The following is a 17,144-nucleotide window of genomic DNA, read 5'->3' as shown; positions in this document are numbered from 1 at the left end:
AGAGCGCGGGCGCGGTGCGTCCGGCAACCCTGCACGTTACTCCGGCGGGCGGTGGTCGCGTCGCGCCGGTCGTCGGTGCTGGGGTGGGGAACCGGGCTCGAGGCGGGAGTGTCGCTCCGGAGGGTGTCGCCGCGGTGGTGCCGTCGGCGCGAGGGTGCCCGGTGCCGTCAGCTTACCGAATCGGTGTCGTCCTCGCCGTCCTCGGCCTGTGCCCGCTCCGCCGCGATCCGCTCGGCCTCGGCCGCCTCGGCTGCCGCGAACACATCGGGCAGCCGTCCGTCGGAGGCTTCGATCAGCTCACGCAACCGGTCGTAACCGACGGCGGGCAGCTTCACCTCGGAGTCGTCGGCGAGCCGCGCCCGGATGTATCCACGCTTGGGGATGCTGATGCCCTTGACCTGTGCCCAGTCGAGGTGGTTCGAAGAGACCATCGTGGAAAGGTCGAGCCCCGCATCGGAAACCGTTGTGTGCGTGCGCGTCACCCACCACACCGCGAGCACCGGCGCCAGCAGCAGCCACCACAGGCCGATCGGCCAGCCGACGAAGGCGAAGAACACGCAGAACGCCAGGACCAGCACGCCGATGTAGGCCAGCCGTGGCACGCCGATCACGTGCACGCCCGGCGTCGGCCCGCTCTCCCTGCGCGGAATCAGCAACCACACGACGACAGCGGTCGGCACGACGAGCCCGATCCGCAGTCCGAGCGACCAGTCCTGCGCGGTGCCGACGACAACGAAGATCAGGTACCCCAGTACCACCGCGGCGATGGCCGCGAGCCTGCCGGGACCGGCGGCGCGCAGGCCACCGGGTCGCGCGGGCCGACCCGTCGCGGTCGTCTCGTCGGCGGTGTGGGACGATTTAGCCGGTGGCACGGACTGATGCGGTGATGACACCCCACCATCCTCGCATCTCGGTATACGGACCCACGCAACCACTCGCGTCCCACATAATGGGACACGAAAGGTAGCCTGTTTGACTCATCGGTTCACACACGAATAACGTCGTAGCCGTGAATCGAAGCGAGCTCGTACTCGGCCGGCGCGTCCAGCGTTGAGCCTGACTGCCTGAGTCGAATACGTCAGCTCGCGTTGCGACGCGCCACCCTCGAACAGCCATGCGCTGATCGGGGGCTTTTTTGTGTTCCGGCGAATTCCGCGCCAGTCCGGAGTCAGAACAACACAGTTAGGAACGAAGACGGTGAGTGCACCTACCGCACGACCCGGGCCATCGGCCCGCAGGTCAGCGCCTTCAACGGGAGCCGCTAACCCGGCGACCACCCCCGCCCGTCGCCAGGTCGCGCCCGAGCGCGTCACCGGCGCGCAGTCGGTGGTCCGGTCCCTCGAAGAGCTCGACGTCGACACCGTATTCGGCATTCCCGGCGGTGCGGTCCTTCCCGTCTACGACCCGCTTTTCGACTCCAAGAAGGTCCGCCACGTGCTGGTGCGCCACGAGCAGGGCGCCGGTCACGCGGCGACCGGTTACGCGCAGGCCTCCGGCAAGGTCGGTGTGTGTATGGCCACATCCGGCCCCGGCGCGACCAACCTGGTGACCCCGCTGGCCGACGCCCAGATGGACTCGGTCCCGATCGTGGCGATCACCGGTCAGGTGCCGTCGAGCCTGGTCGGCACCGATGCCTTCCAGGAAGCCGACATCTCCGGCATCACCATGCCGATCACCAAGCACAACTTCCTGGTGAAGGATCCCGCCGACATCCCGCGCATCCTGGCCGAGGCGTTCTACCTGGCCTCCTCCGGTCGTCCGGGCGCGGTGCTCGTCGACATCACCAAGGACGCCCTGCAGGCCCAGACCACGTTCTCGTGGCCGCCGGAGATGCGTCTGCCCGGTTACCGCCCGGTCACCAAGCCGCACGGCAAGCAGGTGCGCGAGGCGGCCCGGATGATCCTCGAGTCCAAGCAGCCCGTGCTGTATGTGGGCGGCGGTGTCATCAAGTCCGACGCCTCGGCCGAACTGCTCGAGCTCGCCGAACTGACCGGCATCCCGGTGGTCACCACCCTGATGGCGCGTGGCGCGTTCCCCGACAGCCACACGCTGAACATGGGCATGCCCGGCATGCACGGCACCGTCGGTGCTGTGGCCGCGCTGCAGAAGTCGGACCTGCTGATCACCCTCGGCGCGCGTTTCGACGACCGCGTCACCGGTCAGCTGGACTCCTTCGCGCCCGACGCGAAGGTCATCCACGCCGATATCGACCCGGCCGAGATCGGCAAGAACCGCCACGCCGACGTCCCGATCGTCGGTGACGCGCGCGAGGTCATCGTCGAGCTCATCGAGACCCTGAAGGCCGACCCGCAGTCCGGTGCGGCGCCGCTGCTGAACCTCACCGAGTGGTGGGCCTACCTCAGCGACATCCGCGACAACTACCCGCTGGGCTGGAAGACCCCGAGCGACGGTTCGCTGTCGCCGGAATACGTCATCGAGACCCTCGGCCGTCTGGCCGGGCCCGACGCGGTGTACTGCGCCGGTGTCGGCCAGCACCAGATGTGGGCCGCGCAGTTCGTCAAGTACGAGAAGCCGCGCACCTGGCTCAACTCCGGTGGCCTGGGCACCATGGGTTACGCGGTGCCCGCCGCCATGGGCGCCAAGATGGGTGCCCCGGAGAAGGAGGTCTGGGCGGTCGACGGTGACGGCTGCTTCCAGATGACCAATCAGGAGCTGGCCACCTGCGCGGTGGAGGGGGTGCCGATCAAGGTCGCGCTCATCAACAACGGCAACCTCGGCATGGTCCGCCAGTGGCAGACCCTGTTCTACGAACAGCGCTACTCCAACACCGATCTGGGCACGCACACCCTGCGCATCCCCGACTTCGTCAAGCTGGCCGAGGCGCTGGGTTGCGTCGGCATCCGCGTGGAGAAGGAAGACGAGGTCGAGGACGCCATCCGCCAGGCGCAGGCCATCACCGACCGCCCGGTCGTGATCGACTTCATCGTCGGCAAGGATGCCCAGGTGTGGCCGATGGTCGCCGCGGGCACCAGCAACGACGAGATCATGTTCGCCCGCGGCATCCGCCCGCTGTTCGACGACGACGAGCAGGTCTCCGAACCCGCCGTCATCCACGAGGCGATGGAACGTGAGCAGGGCGCATTCGAGAAGGGCGATCAAGCATGAGTACGACCCACACGCTGAGCGTTCTCGTCGAGGACAAGCCGGGCGTGCTGGCGCGGGTCGCGAGCCTGTTCTCGCGCCGCGGCTTCAACATCGAATCCCTTGCCGTCGGCGGCACCGAGATTCCCGAGATCTCGCGCATGACGATCGTCGTCACCGTCGACGATCTGCCGCTCGAGCAGGTCACCAAGCAGCTCAACAAGCTGGTCAACGTCATCAAGATCGTGGAGCAGGACGCCGACGCGTCGGTGGCCCGCGAGCTGATCCTGGTGAAGGTGCGTGCCGATGCCTCGGTGCGCACCCAGGTGATCGAGGCCGTGCAGTTGTTCCGCGCCAAGGTGATCGACGTGTCGCCCGACGCGCTCACCATCGAGGCGACCGGCACCCGTTCCAAGCTCGACGCGCTGCTGCGCATGGTCGAGCCGTACGGGATCCGCGAGATCGTGCAGTCCGGTGTCGTGGCCGTCGGCCGCGGTCCCAAGTCCATCACCGCGACCCGCTGAGCCGACCTCAGCAACCCCCGCGATAACTTTTCTTAACCATCATCAGAAGGGACCAATCAAGTGGCAGTCGAGATGTTCTACGACGACGACGCTGACCTGTCGATCATCCAGGGCCGCAAGGTCGCCGTGATCGGCTACGGCAGCCAGGGTCACGCGCACTCGCTGAGCCTGCGCGACTCCGGTGTCGACGTGCGCGTCGGCCTGGCCGAGGGTTCGAAGTCGCGCCCGAAGGCCGAAGAGGCCGGGCTCACCGTCGGCACCCCCGCCGAGGTTTCGGCCTGGGCCGACGTGATCATGGTCCTGGCGCCCGACACCGCCCAGGCGTCGATCTTCACCAACGACATCGAGCCCAACCTGAAGGACGGCGACGCGCTGTTCTTCGGCCACGGCCTCAACATCCACTTCGGCCTGATCAAGCCTCCGGCCGGCGTCACCGTCGCCATGGTCGCCCCGAAGGGCCCCGGCCACCTGGTGCGTCGTCAGTTCGCCGACGGCAAGGGCGTTCCGGCCCTGATCGCCGTCGACCAGGACCCGAAGGGCGAGGGCCAGGCCCTGGCGCTGTCCTACGCCAAGGGCATCGGCGGCACCCGCGCCGGCGTCATCAAGACCACCTTCAAGGAAGAGACCGAGACCGACCTGTTCGGTGAGCAGGCCGTGCTCTGCGGTGGCACCGAGGAACTGGTCAAGACCGGTTTCGAGGTCATGGTCGAGGCGGGCTACGCCCCCGAGATGGCCTACTTCGAGGTGCTGCACGAGCTGAAGCTGATCGTCGACCTCATGTACGAGGGCGGCATCGCCCGCATGAACTACTCGGTCTCCGACACCGCCGAGTTCGGTGGCTACCTGTCGGGCCCGCGCGTCATCGACGCCGGCACCAAGGAGCGCATGAAGGCGATCCTGTCCGACATCCAGGACGGCACCTTCGTCAAGCGCCTGGTCGCCAACGTCGAGAACGGCAACACCGAGCTCGAGGGCCTGCGCAAGGCCAACGCCGAGCACCCCATCGAGGTCACCGGCGCCAAGCTGCGCGGCCTGATGAGCTGGGTCGACCGCCCCATCACCGAAACCGCGTAATTCGTTTCGCGAAGGGCCCGTCCGCCGAAATGCGGACGGGCCCTTTCGGTTTGCATACTGTTCGCGGCGGTTCGATCGGCCGCGTCGACGGGCGGGTTCTTGCCGTTCGGGCCGTGTAGCGGAAGACTTGCCCGATGACGACCGTCGAGGAATTCGATCGTGATGCGGTGGAGTTGGGGCGTGCCGCGCGGAAGATGGTTTCGCGTTCGGGGTTGGGGGAGTGGCGGGTGGGGCCGAAGCGGGCGGACCCCGTGGCCGTTCTGGAGCGGCAGGGGGAGTCGCGGGTTCCGGAGCTGCTGCCGATCCGGTACGCGCGAATGGCCATCTCGCCGTTCACCTTTCTGCGTGGGGCGCCCGCGATCATGGCGGCCGATCTGGCGAGTGGGCCGGATACCGGGCTTACCGTGCAACTCTGCGGTGACGCGCATCTGTCGAATTTCGGGCTGTACGCCTCCCCGGAACGCAACCTCGTCTTCGACGTCAACGACTTCGACGAGACCCTGCCCGGCCCGTTCGAATGGGACGTGAAACGCCTGGCCGCCAGCGTTGCCGTCGCCGCCCGCGACAACGGTTGTTCCGACCAGCGGGCCGGACGGGCGGCCGAGTCCGCCGCGCGCGGTTACCGGGAGGCGATGGCCGCGATGTCGGAGCTCGACTCGCTCGCCATCTGGTACGAGCGCGTCGATGCCGACGTCGTGACGGCGACCATCCCGAAGGAGAAGCGGCGCAAGCTCGCGGAGAAGACGATCAAATCGGCGCGGGCCCGCACCAGCCTCGACGCGCTGGAGAAACTCACCGAGCCCGATGCCGACGGTGTTCCCCGGATCAAGAATCAGCCCCCGTTGCTGGTGCCGATCGAGACCCTGGCGGAGCAGGACATCAAGGCGGTCCTCGACGACTATCGCCGTAGCCTGCCCGACGAGCTGCGCGTCCTGCTCGACCGCTACACCGTGGTCGACATGGCCATGAAGGTGGTCGGGGTCGGCAGCGTCGGCACCCGGTGTTTCATCGTGCTCTTCATGGACTCCGAATCGGGTGCGCCGCTGTTCCTGCAGGTCAAGCAGGCGGAAGCCTCGGTTCTCGCGGCGCACACGAAGCCGAGCAAGTACCACCATCAGGGGCACCGCGTGGTGGCGGGCCAGCGCCTGATGCAGGCTGCCAGCGACATCTTCCTCGGCTGGGCGACGGGTCCGGCGGGCAACAACTTCTACTGGCGTCAGCTCAAGGACATGAAGGGCTCGGTCGACATCGGCGCCCTCAGCCACCACGAGCTCGCCGGTTACGCGGCCCTGTGCGGCGGCGTACTCGCCCGCGCCCACGCTCGCTCCGGCGACCGCTTGGCGATCAACTCCTACCTGGGCGACAACGACAAGTTCGACAGCGCGATGAGCGAGTTCGCCCTCGCCTACGCCGACCAGACCGTCACCGACCGCGACGCACTACTCGCCGCGATCGATTCCGGCCGAGTACCGGTCGCCGCACACCCGTACTGACGATGCAGGCTGATCGAGACCCGGCGACCGCATCAGTTCCCCGAGCCGCCACCGCGACCGCCGGAATCCCTCTCGATATACTCATTACCGATGAGTAACTTCTTTCCCTCGGTCGATCAGGTGACCGACCGGCTGGCCGCAGCCGGCTACCTGCCGTCCCTCGATATCGCGACGGCGGTCTTCCTCGCCGACCACCTCGGCAAGCCCCTGCTGATCGAGGGTCCCGCCGGGGTCGGCAAGACCGAGCTGGCCAAGGCTGTCGCCGCCGCGGCGGGCGCGGATCTGCTGCGGCTGCAGTGCTACGAGGGCATCGACGAGGCCCGCGCGCTGTACGAGTGGAATCACGCCAAGCAGTTGTTGCGCATCACCGCCACCTCGGGTGAGGGGTGGGACAGCACCCGCGATCATGTGTTCTCCGAGGAGTTCCTGCTGGCCCGGCCGCTCCTGGCGGCCATCCGCAACCCGGACCCCACCGTTCTGCTCATCGACGAACTGGACAAGGCCGATGTGGAGCTCGAGGGCCTGCTGCTCGAGGTGCTCGGTGATTTCCAGATCTCGATCCCCGAACTGGGCACGGTCAAGGCCGTGCGCCGCCCGTTCGTCGTGCTGACGTCGAACGCCAATCGCGACCTGTCCGAGGCCCTGAAGCGGCGCTGCCTGTACCTGCACATCGATTACCCGACCGCCGAGCTGGAGCGTTCGATCGTCCGCTTGAAGGTCCCGGAATTGGACGAGACGTTGGCCGAGCCCGTGGTTCGCACGGTGGCCGCGTTGCGTCAGCTGCCGTTGCGCAAAGCACCGTCGATCGCCGAGACGGTCGACTGGGCGAAGACCTTGGTGGCCTTGCGTACCCGCGAGATCACCTCGTCGGTGGTGCGGTCGACCCTCGGCGTGCTCCTGAAGTACCAGTCCGACCATCGGGTCGCCGTCGAACGTCTGGCGCTCGACGGGGAGAGCCCCCGGCCATGACCGCGCCCACCGATCGCCTGGTGGACTTCGTCGGTCTCCTGCGTGAGCACGGCATCTTCGCCGGTCCCAGCGAAACCATCGATGCCGCCTCGGCGATCGTCGCCCTCGGCATGGACGACACCGACCGCCTGCGTTCCGGTCTCGCCGCGTGCCTGCTGCGCCGCAACGGTCAGCGTTCGGTCTTCGACCAGCTCTTCGACCTGTATTTCCTCGGCACGCGACTGCCTGTACCGAGCCGTGGTGACAATCCGGAATCCCTGCGCGATCGCCTGATCGCGACCCTCGTCCAGGGCGCCGACACGGCGGAACTGGCCAGGGAGGCGCTCGACACCTTCGGTGCCTACGGCGGGGCGGGGGAGAGCGCGGGCCGGGTCACGCAGGCATCGGGTGCGGGCTGGTCGTCGTACCTGACGATGAAATCGCTTCGTCCTGACGAGATCTCCGAACAGGTCGCCCAAACCATGGGCGGCACGGGGCAATTCGATGCCGCCGTGCACACCATCGAAGCGCGACGCCGCGTCGACCAGTTCCGCACGGCGGTGCAGAACGAAGCCCGTCTGCGCTCGGCCGAACTGCGCGGCACCGATTACATCGCCCGCCGTGGTGTCGAGAACTCCGCGGATCGAACGGATTTCCTCGGTGCCCGCGAACAGGACCTGGCCGAGATGCGTCGGCTGGTGCACCCGCTGGCCCGCAAACTCGCGACCCGTTTGGCGGTGCGCCGTAAGAAGGCGGTGCGCGGTCAGATCGATCTGCGCCGCACCCTGCGTCGTTCGATGGCGACCGGTGGCGTACCCGTCGACCCCGTGCTTCGCGCCCGCAGGCACGGTCGTCCCGATCTGGTTGTGCTGGCGGATGTTTCGGGTTCGGTGACCGGGTTCTCCGAGTTCACGCTGCAATTGGTGCAGGCGCTGCAGGACCAGTTCAGCAAGGTCCGCAGTTTCGGTTTCGTCGACACGTGCGCCGAGATCACCCATTTCTTCACACCGGGTGAACCCCCACCGCCCGGCTTCGCGCAGAGCATCGTGCGTGAGGGCGGGGTGGCCCGTTTCGGGTTGAGCAACTACGGCGAGGCCTTCCAGGGGTTCGTCGACCACTATCTCGACGCCCTCGGCCCACGCACCTGCGTGCTGATTCTCGGTGATGCCCGCACCAACCGCACCGACCCGAATCTCGCTGCGCTGGAAGCGATGTCGGAGCGTGCGAAAGCGGTGTACTGGCTCAATCCGGAACCGTCGAGCTCGTGGTCGACCGGCGATTCGGCCGCCGACACCTACACCGACATCGTCACCATGCACGAATGCCGCAACGTCCGCCAGCTCACCGAGGTGATCGGCAGACTCCTGCCCGCCTGACGCCCGGCCCATCGCTCAGTTCAAAACTGCTCGATGGGCCGCTGGGCTTCCACACGCATCTTCAGGCGGTGAGACGGACGACCGCGTACTCGCGGCCCGCTTTGGCCTGGTACTTGCCGTAGCGGGGCTGGGCGGTGGTGATCGCCTCCCAGGCGCTCGCCCGTTCGGAGCCGGTGAGCACGTGCGGGGTGACCGGGACCGGCTGGTCGCCGGGCAGTTCGATGGTGGCCTGATCGGGGTGGGCCATCAGGTTGCGGAACCAGTCGGGGTCGCCGTTCTTGCCGCCGGAGGCCACCAGCAGCCGGCCGTCGCCACCGTCGGAGAACCAGGAGATCGGTGTCTGGCGCGGCTCACCGCTGCGGCGGCCGACGGTGTGCAGGATGAGCACGTCCATGCCCATGAAGCTGCCGTTGCCGCGGCGGATCTTGCGGTTCATCCTGGCATTCATCTTGTGCTGCATCCAACGGGAGAATCCGCTGTGGGATTGCTGCTCGGTGCTCATCGCAGAGGTCCTTTCGAGTGGTGTGGAGGGGCTCAGCCCCACGCTCCGGCGATCTGGCGGGTGGTGGCGTTGAGCCGGTTGAACATGTTGGTGATGCCGATCATCAGCACGATGGCGGCGAGCTGGCGCTCGTCGAAGTAGCTGGCCGCGTGGTCCCAGACCTCGTCGGTGACGGCATCGGCCCGGTCGGCCATCCGGGTGGCGGCCTCGGCCAGTTCCAGTGCGGCGCGTTCCTCGTCGCTGAAGTAGGGCGTTTCCCGCCAGGCGACGACGGTGGCCAGGCGCTCCTCGCTGACACCGGCTTTGCGTGCGGTCTTGGTGCCCGCGTCGACGCAGGAACTGCATCCGTTGATCTGGCTGACCCGCAGGTGCACCAGCTCCAGGATCTCGCCCTCCACGCCACCGCTGTTGATCGCGCCGAAGATCTCCTGGATGGGGCCCATCGCGCCGCTCAGGATCATGGCCGGGTTCTGCATACGGGACTGCATGATGTTCTCCTCGGTTTCACTTGTTCTCCGCTGCTCGCGGTGTGTCTCGATAACAGCCCGCCGCATGCCCCGAAACGAGGTCTGTGGGACACTCTGGGACAGTGGAAACGGCTTCGACCTCCGAATTGTCGGCGGAAAATAGTCGTTTCACCCCGGGACACGGAGTGCGGAACAGTGGTGGTGCAACAGCGGGCATACCCGCAGGACGAGCTGGCGGCGCGGCTGCGCATGCTCCAGGAGCTGTCCGGGCGCGGGGTGCGGGCGCTGGCGCGCGACACGGGGCTGAGTTCGTCGTCGCTGTCGCGCTATCTCAACGGGCAGACCGTGCCGCCGTGGCCTGCCGTGCTCGAACTGTGCCGTCTGGTGAAGCGCGACCCGCGCCCGCTGCGCCCGCTGTGGGAGCGCGCCAACAACCCGCTGCCCGCCCCGCCCAAGACGAGCCGCCAGGTGGCCCCGCCCAACCTGCCCGCCGAAGCCGTCCCCCCGCGCAACGACCTGCCCCGCGACGTCCCCGACTTCACCGGTCGCGAAAAGGCCCTGACCGAGGTGCTCGCCGCCGTGCGAACGAATCGGGTGGTGGCCATCGACGGCATGGCCGGGGTCGGCAAGTCGTCGCTGGCGGTGCACGCCGCACACCAGCTGACCGCCGAATACCCCGATGCCCAGCTGTATCTCGACCTGCACGGCTTCACCGACGGCCGTCAGCCCCTCGACCCCGACGCCGCCGTACGCGCCCTGCTCTCGGCGTTGCGCGTCCCGTCGGAAAAGGTGCCGCAGGACGGCGGAGTCGAACTGCGCGCGGCGTGCTGGCGTTCGGAACTGGCCGGATTGCGGGCGGTGATCGTGCTCGACAATGCCGTCGACGCCGCCCAGGTGAGCCAATTGCTGCCCGGCGCAGGCGAATCGGTCGCCATCATCACCAGCCGCAACCGCCTGCTCGAACTCGACGAGGTGCCGCCGGTGACCCTCGACGTGCTCACTCCCGAGGAGAGCGCCGAGCTGCTGGTGCGCGCCAGCGGCGATTCGCGGGGCCCCGACGGGAGGCTGGCCAGGGAACCCGAGCAGGCGGCGGAGGTGTTGCGGCTGTGCGGCAATCTGCCCCTGGCCCTGCGGCTCGCGGCGGCCCGGTTGCGGCATCGGCCCGGCTGGTCGGTGGGCATCCTGGTCGAGCGAATGGCCGAGGGCGCAACGGAATTCGATACCGCGTTCGGGATGTCGGTGCGTCAGCTCGATCGTGACCAGCGTCGCCTGTTCCGGTTGCTCGGCCTGGTGCCGGGGTCCACTTTCACCGACTATGTCGCCGCGGCGGTGGCCGATGTGCCGTTGCGCGCCGCACGCGACATGCTCGAGGACCTGCTCGACGCCCACCTCGTGGAGCAACCCGCCGAGGGGCGCTACCGGCTGCACGACCTGGTGCGCAGGCACGCCCGCCAGGCAAGCGCCGAACACGACACCGACGCCGACCGCGAACGGGCGCTGCGCCGCATCCTCGACTACTACGTGCACACCGCGGCCGCCGCCGACGCCGCCATGCCGTTCCTGTCACCGACCCGTCCCGTATCGGCCGGCCCCGCACCGAAAGCGGTGCCGCACTTCCCGAATCGAGATGTCGCCTTCTTCTGGTTCGTCAGCGAGTACACCAATGTGATGGCGGTCTTCTACGCCGCCGTGGAGATCGGCGCCAACGAGCACGTCTGCGAACTGCCACGCTTCCTGCGCACCTTCTTCGCACGGCGCTGCGGCACCACCCACCTCAATGCCCTGTTCGAGCAATCCCTGAGCGCCGCACAGCAACTCGGGGACCCACGTCAGCTGGCCGAGGCCCACAGCGACCTGGGATTCGCCCGCTACAACGCCGGTCGCATGGCCGAGGCGGCCGCCGCCTATGCCGCCGCCGCCTCACTGGTCGCCGAGGCGGGCGACCCGCTGCCCCGCGCCGAACTCACCATGCGCTGCGCCCAATTGCGCTGGGACGAGGGCGATGTCACCGAACCACTCGAACTGTTCCGCCAGGCCCACGATCTGTACACGCGCAGCGGCTGTCCGATGAGCGCCGCCGACGCCCTCGCGGGCGAGGCCTGGGCGATGCTGCAGCTCGGCAAACGCGACGAGGCGGCCGACCTGGCCGGACGCGCACTCGACATCTCCGCCGACGACCCGGACCAGCCGCCGTCGCTGCAGGCCCAGATCACCCTCGGCGTCTCGATCGCCCCCGACGAACCCGAGGCGGCCCTGCGGCATCTGGACAGCGCGCTGGCCGCCGCCCGCGCCGACGGTCACAAGCACAACGAGGCGTGGTGCCTGAATTGTCGCGGTGTCGCCCTACGGGAAATGGGCCGCTACGACGAGGCCCTCGACAGCCACCGCGAGGCCTTCGCCCTGCTCGACGACCTGTTCGAACCGCACTGGAAGATCCACTTCCTCAACGGCTACGCCGAAACATGCCGACTGGCAGGCCTTTCCGACGAGGCGCTGCGCCTGTACAACGAAACGCTCGACCTCGCACCGCGGCTCGGGTACCGGTTCGAGCAGGCCAGGGCGAACGAGGGCATCGCCGACGTCCTCGACGACACCGATCCGGCTGCCGCGCAACAGCATCGCGCGGCGGCCGAGGAATTGCTGCGGGAACTCAGCCCATCGACTTAGCCCCGTCGAGGGCTTCCCGGATGATGTCGGCGTGGCCCGAGTGCTGCGCGGTCTCGGTCATGATGTGCATGAAGGTGCGTCGCGCGCTCCACCGGCCGCCGGGTTCGAACCAGGGCGCCTCGGGCAGCGGCTGGGTCGCGTTCAGGTCGGGCAGCGTGCGCACCAGTTCGTCGGTGCGGGCCGCGACCTGGTCGTATTCGGCGAGCAGTCCGGCGAGCGTCTCGCCCGGCAGCATGCGGAAGGCATTGCTCCATTCCGCGAGCTGCTCCTCGGTCATCGAGTCGAAACTCGGGCCCGCCGCAGGGCCGTCGACGATGAACTTCGCCCAGTTCGCTTCCACCGCGGCCACGTGTTTGATGAGTCCGCCCAGGCACAGTTCGCTCACGGTGGTGCGCAGCGCGGCCTGTTCGTCGGTGAGGTCGCGCGTGGTGTTGCGCAGGAAGTAGCGGTGCTTGGCCAGCATCTCGAGGAGGTCGGCGCGTTCGGTGTCGAGCATTGTTTCGGTCATAAATATCAAGGTAGAAGGCATTGCGGTCAGTTTCTGTCCGCAATGAACGGATACTGGGAATATGGCTGATACCAGTGCACGCACCCTGCGGCTGCTGTCGTTGCTGCAGACCCACCGCTACTGGCCGGGCACCGAACTCGCGGCGCGGCTGAAGGTGTCACCGCGCACCCTGCGCCGCGATATCGATCGCCTGCGCGACCTGGGCTACCCCGTGGACGCTCGCCCCGGCATCGAGGGCGGCTATCAGCTGGCCGCGGGCGCGGCCATGCCCCCGCTGGTGCTCGACGACGACGAGGCTGTCGCGATAACCGTCTGTCTACAGGCCGGTTCCGAAGGCGCAGGCGACGGCCTTGCCGAACCGTCCGTGCGCGCTCTCGGCAAACTCGGCACCGTCCTGCCCGCCCGCCTGCGCCGCCGCGTCGATGCCCTGCGTGCCATGACTGTTTCCGCCGGCTGGCACGCCGTCCCGCTCTCCGATGTCGATCCCTCGGTCCTCACCGACCTGGCCCTCACCTGTCGCCGCGAGGAACGCCTCACCTTCACCTATACCGCCGCCGACGGCCGGACCAGCACCCGCGAGGTCGAACCGCACCGCCTGGTCTCCCTCGGCCGCCGCTGGTACCTCGTCGCCTACGACCTCACCCGCCACGATTGGCGCTCGTTTCGCGTGGACCGACTCACCGACTCCCACGCCACCGGCACCCACTTCCGTCCCCGCGAGCTGCCCGCCCCCGATGCCGCCACCTTCGTGCGCAACGGAATAGGCGGTGCCCGAAAGGGTTACACGGTGGTCGCCGAGATAGAAGCGTCGGCTGAGCACGTCCGCGCGCGGGTGGGCCGCTGGTGCACCATCACGCCCCTGCCGGGCGATCGCACCCGCGTCGAGCAGACCGTCGACACCCTCGACTGGCCCACCTACCTGCTCGGCCGGGTGGAAGCGGAGTTCACCGTCCTCGAACCACCGGAACTCCGTGCGATGGTGAGTGATTGGGGATCGCGGTTCGTCCGCGCGACCCACCTCGACAGCGCCGCGTCCGAGTCGCGGCGCCGGTGAGGATCGGCCGCCCCGCCGACCGATCCCGTGCGACTCAGTCCACGCTGCCGAAGACGCCGTGCGGGAGCAGGTGGTGCAGCCACTTACGCAGGGGGTTGTGACCGAAGTGCAGACCGTTGTCATGGTGACCGTCACGATCGACGGATTCGACCGAGTGCGACGGTGTTTCGGGCAGCGCCGAAGCTTGTGCGGCCACGCCGACCAGGGGAGTGGTGACCAGGGCGCCGATCACGGCAAGCCGGACGACGGTGCGGTGGGAGGAGTGCATGGGCAGTTTCTTTCGGGGAGAACTTCGCCAACCACTCTCGCCTATTTCGCCGCCTTTGTCTCACAATGGTCGGTGCTCTTCTATCGAGGGCGGTATCCGTCCTGTGGACGCTGCATCGGTGGTTGTCCCCATGGTGGCTGTGGCGCAGCGTAACCGGGCGGCACGCCGGGAAACTGCATTCCCGGCGCGGGGGCATGGGGCGCCCGAGCGGGCCTCTGATTGCCTCGGCACCACCGACGAGTCGACGGCAGCAGCGTGAGCACGAATGTCACTGCCGGAAACACAAGCAGCAGGATCGGGCCGAACCAAGGCAGACCGACGTACGATCCGAGCAAAGAGCCCACCGCTGACTGCCCGAACGCCAATTCGAGGTAGATTTTGCTGCCGAGATCGAATCGGCCGAACTGCGCGACGTTCGAAATCGCACCGACCACGTAGGCGGCGACGACTCCCGCACAGCCCAGCGCCACCATCGTCGGCCCCGACCGGCCGCGCCGAAACAGCACGATCGCGCCGATCAGCAGCAGTGCTGCCGCGATGACATCGACCACCATCAGCACTGCCGAGACAACGGAAGCCCACACCGGCGCGAACCCCCACGCGAACAATGGATAGTCCGAAGTCGCCATCCACACGACTGCGGCGATCATCTCGATTAGCCCGCCGACCAGCGCCGATACCCCGGCGACGATCGCCGTCCCCTCACTCGGCGCTCGTTGGACTGGCGCGGGATACATCAGGGTCCTCCTCGAGTCGGCTGCCACCACTGTGACTCATACCCGTCGCGCTGTCGCGCCACGCGTCGAGCTCACCCCCGATGCCGCTGCGTCCGCCGCCGTTCGAAGAACAACTGATCCACTTCCACCGGTTCCACCATCGCCGTGATCTCCGCGAGCCTGCTGTCGTAGCGATGCTCGGTGATGCACCGGTGCAGCCGGGCGCGCCGCTCCGGCCCCAGCCCGCCCCACACCTTCCCGAAACGATTCTGCGCCTCGGGTCCCGACGCGGCGACCAGATCGAGTAGCGCGGGCCAGCACCCGGTTTCGGTCGCCCGCGCGGGCAGCTCCGCGACCGCGGTATCCGACAGTGCCGCCAGCGTATCGCCGACCTCGTTCCTGGCCCGCTCATCCATGCGCGAGGCCAAGGTGAACAGCCCACGCCAACTCTCGACATCGTCACGCTGTTCCAGTGTCGACACCACCCGCGCACCGACACCCGGCTCGTCGAACACCCGGTTGCCGACCAGCGACCACAACCCCAGAGGAGTCAGATGTCCTACCAGCGTGAGGAATTCGGGTACCGCACCGACCGTCAGCGCGTTCCGCACCAGCTTGGTGACGTCGGCAGGCTGGGCAGTACCGAACAGCACGTCGCCCACCCGGCGCACCACGTCGTCCTCGCAACGCGAAAACACCGACAGCGCCGCATGTTGCAACCCCGGCGGCCCGTTGAGCACCGTCTGCAGCATGCGTGGGATCCGGTGATGCGGCCCGTCGAGCAGCTGGCGCACAACAGCACTCAACACCTCGGCATCGAAGGAGTACGCCGCCGAGTAGATCAGCCCCGCATCGTCGCCCACACCGGCTTCCACCGCGGCGATCAATTCCGGTGTCGCACAAGACAGGAACGGCCCCGCCGTCACATAGTCGCGCCGCCGCAACAACTCGTTGACGATCCGCACCACCGGCCGCGCGGGCGCCTGATCGGCCAGCTGCGCGATGGCCCGAGGATCCAGGTACGGAGCACAATCGGCCGCGTAACTCGTATCGAGCATCGCCAACGTCTCCACCGCCTTCTGCGGATGCTCGACCCCCACAGCCCCCGCCGCCCGCCCGGTCATCATCGGCGGAACCAGCTTCTGCACCAACGGAATCGAAATCGTCAACGGAATGAACGGCACCAGCGCACTGATCCGCTTGAACGTCGCCGCATGCTGATCGAACAACACCGCCGACACCTGCGCCTGCAACTCGTGCAACCGCGCCGCCCCCAGATATCGCAGATGATGCACCCGTTGCGGATGCACATGCAACGTCCGCGCCAACAGAATCAACTGCGCCCGCGTAGTCAGATCCGTCATCGCCCACCGAACATGATCTTCTTCGCCACCCGCCGCAACGGCCGAGGCAAAGCCCCCACCAACGAGTCGATCGACTTGTCCATAGTCGCCGCCTCGAACGCCCCCGCCGCCCTCACCAGCTCGAACAAATCCCTGGCCTCGCGCACAGGCAGCTGTCGCAGGGCAGGAAGCTCAGTAGCGGCACTATATTCGCGGTCTGTTCGGACGGTCATGCGGGCCCCCATGTACACGGTTCTCGACCCTGAGCTTGCCGCTAACCGTCGCCCGCCGCGCCGATTTCTCGAATAACTGTGTATGGCAACGAAAACGAACGCCGAACTACATGTGACCCGATGTGTCAGTTTTTGTCCGCTGGTGCGGGCTGGCTTTTGGGCGGTAGTTCACCACCAACACACGCGATCATCCCGATCACGCTCGTGCTCTGGAAGACGGCCGACTGACAGGCGCGACGGAAAGGTATCCGTCGCGCCGACGCCGACCTCGGTACCCCATTGACGGCCGAACTCGCTGCACGTTCCCGTGCAGTCCTAGCTGACGCGTGACATGTGGTTCCGAATGTACTCATGCCGGGCATGGTCGTTCTGACCCGTGAATGCCCTGAATTCGCCGATACGAAAGGCCGGACCTGAGGATGCCGGGATAATCTCAAAGTCTTTGTCGAGCAGTTCGATTCGGCGGCGGACTTCGAGCTCATCGAGCTGCAGGCCTGCACGTTGGGCAATCTGCGCCGCTGTGAGGAAAACGTCTGGGTTGTCATGGGCCTGTGCACGGAGCACCTTGTAGATCGGGTCGGCCAATGGATCGTCGTTCCGTGCTTCCGGACTACCTTCATGACGGAGCGCTGCCGCGATAGAAGATCCCAATGCTTTCGCGACTGGAGGGGGGAATGCGTTCCCGATCTGGCGGTACTGAGAGGTCTTGCCGCCAGTGAAGATCCACGCATAGTCGCGATACTCTGGGTCCTGCTTCGCGAGCTCATCTCGGTGCGTTCGGGTGGCGCTTCGCGCGCGCTGTACGAGCCGGTCATCTCGCGTATGCGTGATGTCGGCTGCATCGGCTTGGTGATGAGCGGTAGCCGCGA

General features: G+C 67.5%; 17 protein-coding genes. 8 read left to right on the top strand and 9 right to left on the bottom strand.

The window, feature by feature from the left end:
• Positions 1-167: 167 nt before the first annotated feature.
• Positions 168-893, bottom strand: coding sequence for a PH domain-containing protein (locus AB0I35_RS10310; RefSeq protein ID WP_357395493.1), 726 nt, complete (start codon positions 891-893; stop codon positions 168-170).
• 304 nt (positions 894-1,197) lie between these two features.
• On the opposite strand from AB0I35_RS10310, the gene AB0I35_RS10305 reads away from it, so the two are divergent.
• From AB0I35_RS10305 to AB0I35_RS10280, 6 genes are all read left to right on the top strand, one after another.
• Positions 1,198-3,126: an acetolactate synthase large subunit gene (locus AB0I35_RS10305; RefSeq protein WP_357395492.1), complete on the top strand. Its 1,929-nt coding sequence runs from the start codon at positions 1,198-1,200 to the stop codon at positions 3,124-3,126.
• A complete protein-coding gene (ilvN, locus tag AB0I35_RS10300) occupies positions 3,123-3,626 on the top strand; it encodes an acetolactate synthase small subunit (RefSeq protein ID WP_067493262.1) in 504 nt (167 codons plus the stop codon). The genes AB0I35_RS10305 and ilvN overlap by 4 nt, the downstream gene beginning before the upstream one ends.
• A gap of 72 nt (positions 3,627-3,698) precedes the next feature.
• Positions 3,699-4,700 carry a ketol-acid reductoisomerase gene (gene ilvC, locus AB0I35_RS10295; RefSeq protein ID WP_174552226.1) on the top strand — a complete coding sequence of 334 codons (1,002 nt, stop codon included), beginning with the start codon at positions 3,699-3,701 and terminating at the stop codon, positions 4,698-4,700.
• A 134-nt stretch (positions 4,701-4,834) separates the two neighbouring features.
• A complete protein-coding gene (locus AB0I35_RS10290; RefSeq protein WP_357395491.1) occupies positions 4,835-6,193 on the top strand; it encodes a DUF2252 domain-containing protein in 1,359 nt (452 codons plus the stop codon).
• Positions 6,194-6,283: 90 nt separating this feature from the next.
• Positions 6,284-7,162: a MoxR family ATPase gene (locus AB0I35_RS10285; protein WP_357395490.1), complete on the top strand. Its 879-nt coding sequence runs from the start codon at positions 6,284-6,286 to the stop codon at positions 7,160-7,162.
• Positions 7,159-8,517: a VWA domain-containing protein gene (locus AB0I35_RS10280; RefSeq protein ID WP_357395489.1), complete on the top strand. Its 1,359-nt coding sequence runs from the start codon at positions 7,159-7,161 to the stop codon at positions 8,515-8,517. The genes AB0I35_RS10285 and AB0I35_RS10280 overlap by 4 nt, the downstream gene beginning before the upstream one ends.
• 61 nt (positions 8,518-8,578) lie before the next feature.
• Here AB0I35_RS10280 and AB0I35_RS10275 read toward each other — a convergent pair whose 3' ends face one another.
• Together AB0I35_RS10275 and AB0I35_RS10270 are read right to left on the bottom strand one after the other, a co-directional pair.
• Positions 8,579-9,019, bottom strand: a complete 441-nt coding sequence (locus tag AB0I35_RS10275) for a nitroreductase family deazaflavin-dependent oxidoreductase (RefSeq protein ID WP_357395488.1) — start codon at positions 9,017-9,019, stop codon at positions 8,579-8,581.
• Positions 9,020-9,051: 32 nt separating this feature from the next.
• The gene (locus tag AB0I35_RS10270) at positions 9,052-9,507 is read right to left on the bottom strand and encodes a carboxymuconolactone decarboxylase family protein (RefSeq protein ID WP_357395487.1); all 456 of its coding nucleotides are present in this window, start codon (positions 9,505-9,507) and stop codon (positions 9,052-9,054) included.
• 174 nt (positions 9,508-9,681) lie between these two features.
• On the opposite strand from AB0I35_RS10270, the gene AB0I35_RS10265 reads away from it, so the two are divergent.
• Complete coding sequence (locus AB0I35_RS10265) at positions 9,682-12,153, top strand: tetratricopeptide repeat protein (protein WP_357395486.1); 2,472 nt, start codon at positions 9,682-9,684, stop codon at positions 12,151-12,153.
• On the opposite strand, the gene AB0I35_RS10260 is transcribed toward AB0I35_RS10265, so the two are convergent.
• Positions 12,137-12,661, bottom strand: coding sequence for a DinB family protein (locus AB0I35_RS10260; RefSeq protein WP_357395485.1), 525 nt, complete (start codon positions 12,659-12,661; stop codon positions 12,137-12,139). The two genes, AB0I35_RS10265 and AB0I35_RS10260, sit on opposite strands and share 17 nt — an antisense overlap.
• A gap of 61 nt (positions 12,662-12,722) precedes the next feature.
• On the opposite strand from AB0I35_RS10260, the gene AB0I35_RS10255 reads away from it, so the two are divergent.
• Complete coding sequence (locus tag AB0I35_RS10255) at positions 12,723-13,715, top strand: YafY family protein (RefSeq protein WP_357395484.1); 993 nt, start codon at positions 12,723-12,725, stop codon at positions 13,713-13,715.
• Between the two features lie 34 nt (positions 13,716-13,749).
• Here AB0I35_RS10255 and AB0I35_RS10250 read toward each other — a convergent pair whose 3' ends face one another.
• The 5 genes from AB0I35_RS10250 to AB0I35_RS10230 form a co-directional block, all read right to left on the bottom strand.
• Entirely contained in the window at positions 13,750-13,983 is a 234-nt protein-coding gene (locus AB0I35_RS10250) for a hypothetical protein (RefSeq protein WP_357395483.1), read from the bottom strand.
• A gap of 80 nt (positions 13,984-14,063) precedes the next feature.
• Complete coding sequence (locus AB0I35_RS10245; protein ID WP_357395482.1) at positions 14,064-14,747, bottom strand: hypothetical protein; 684 nt, start codon at positions 14,745-14,747, stop codon at positions 14,064-14,066.
• Between the two features lie 44 nt (positions 14,748-14,791).
• The gene (locus AB0I35_RS10240; RefSeq protein ID WP_357395481.1) at positions 14,792-16,063 is read right to left on the bottom strand and encodes a hypothetical protein; all 1,272 of its coding nucleotides are present in this window, start codon (positions 16,061-16,063) and stop codon (positions 14,792-14,794) included.
• Complete coding sequence (locus AB0I35_RS10235) at positions 16,060-16,275, bottom strand: hypothetical protein (RefSeq protein ID WP_357395480.1); 216 nt, start codon at positions 16,273-16,275, stop codon at positions 16,060-16,062. Before AB0I35_RS10235 ends, AB0I35_RS10240 begins: the two co-directional genes overlap by 4 nt.
• Before the next feature lie 315 nt (positions 16,276-16,590).
• Positions 16,591-17,144: DNA cytosine methyltransferase (locus AB0I35_RS10230; protein WP_357395479.1), on the bottom strand; the 554-nt coding region annotated here is incomplete at its 5' end.

The organism is Nocardia sp. NPDC050378 (assembly GCF_040655675.1).
Taxonomy (GTDB): Bacteria; Actinomycetota; Actinomycetes; order Mycobacteriales; family Mycobacteriaceae; genus Nocardia; species Nocardia coubleae.
Note: the sequence above shows the minus strand (reverse complement) of the source record. Positions and strands in the feature narration are given on the sequence as shown.

Excerpts from the sequence above, each read along its gene's own strand:
- ilvN (WP_067493262.1), top strand. The coding sequence starts at position 3,123 with ATGAGTACGACCCACACGCTGAGCGTTCTCGTCGAGGACAAGCCGGGC.
- ilvC (WP_174552226.1), top strand. The coding sequence starts at position 3,699 with ATGTTCTACGACGACGACGCTGACCTGTCGATCATCCAGGGCCGCAAG.
- AB0I35_RS10290 (WP_357395491.1), top strand. The coding sequence starts at position 4,835 with ATGACGACCGTCGAGGAATTCGATCGTGATGCGGTGGAGTTGGGGCGT.
- AB0I35_RS10285 (WP_357395490.1), top strand. The coding sequence starts at position 6,284 with ATGAGTAACTTCTTTCCCTCGGTCGATCAGGTGACCGACCGGCTGGCC.
- AB0I35_RS10280 (WP_357395489.1), top strand. The coding sequence starts at position 7,159 with ATGACCGCGCCCACCGATCGCCTGGTGGACTTCGTCGGTCTCCTGCGT.
- AB0I35_RS10275 (WP_357395488.1), bottom strand. The coding sequence starts at position 9,019 with ATGAGCACCGAGCAGCAATCCCACAGCGGATTCTCCCGTTGGATGCAG.
- AB0I35_RS10270 (WP_357395487.1), bottom strand. The coding sequence starts at position 9,507 with ATGCAGTCCCGTATGCAGAACCCGGCCATGATCCTGAGCGGCGCGATG.
- AB0I35_RS10260 (WP_357395485.1), bottom strand. The coding sequence starts at position 12,661 with ATGACCGAAACAATGCTCGACACCGAACGCGCCGACCTCCTCGAGATG.
- AB0I35_RS10255 (WP_357395484.1), top strand. The coding sequence starts at position 12,723 with ATGGCTGATACCAGTGCACGCACCCTGCGGCTGCTGTCGTTGCTGCAG.
- AB0I35_RS10250 (WP_357395483.1), bottom strand. The coding sequence starts at position 13,983 with ATGCACTCCTCCCACCGCACCGTCGTCCGGCTTGCCGTGATCGGCGCC.
- AB0I35_RS10240 (WP_357395481.1), bottom strand. The coding sequence starts at position 16,063 with ATGACGGATCTGACTACGCGGGCGCAGTTGATTCTGTTGGCGCGGACG.
- AB0I35_RS10235 (WP_357395480.1), bottom strand. The coding sequence starts at position 16,275 with ATGACCGTCCGAACAGACCGCGAATATAGTGCCGCTACTGAGCTTCCT.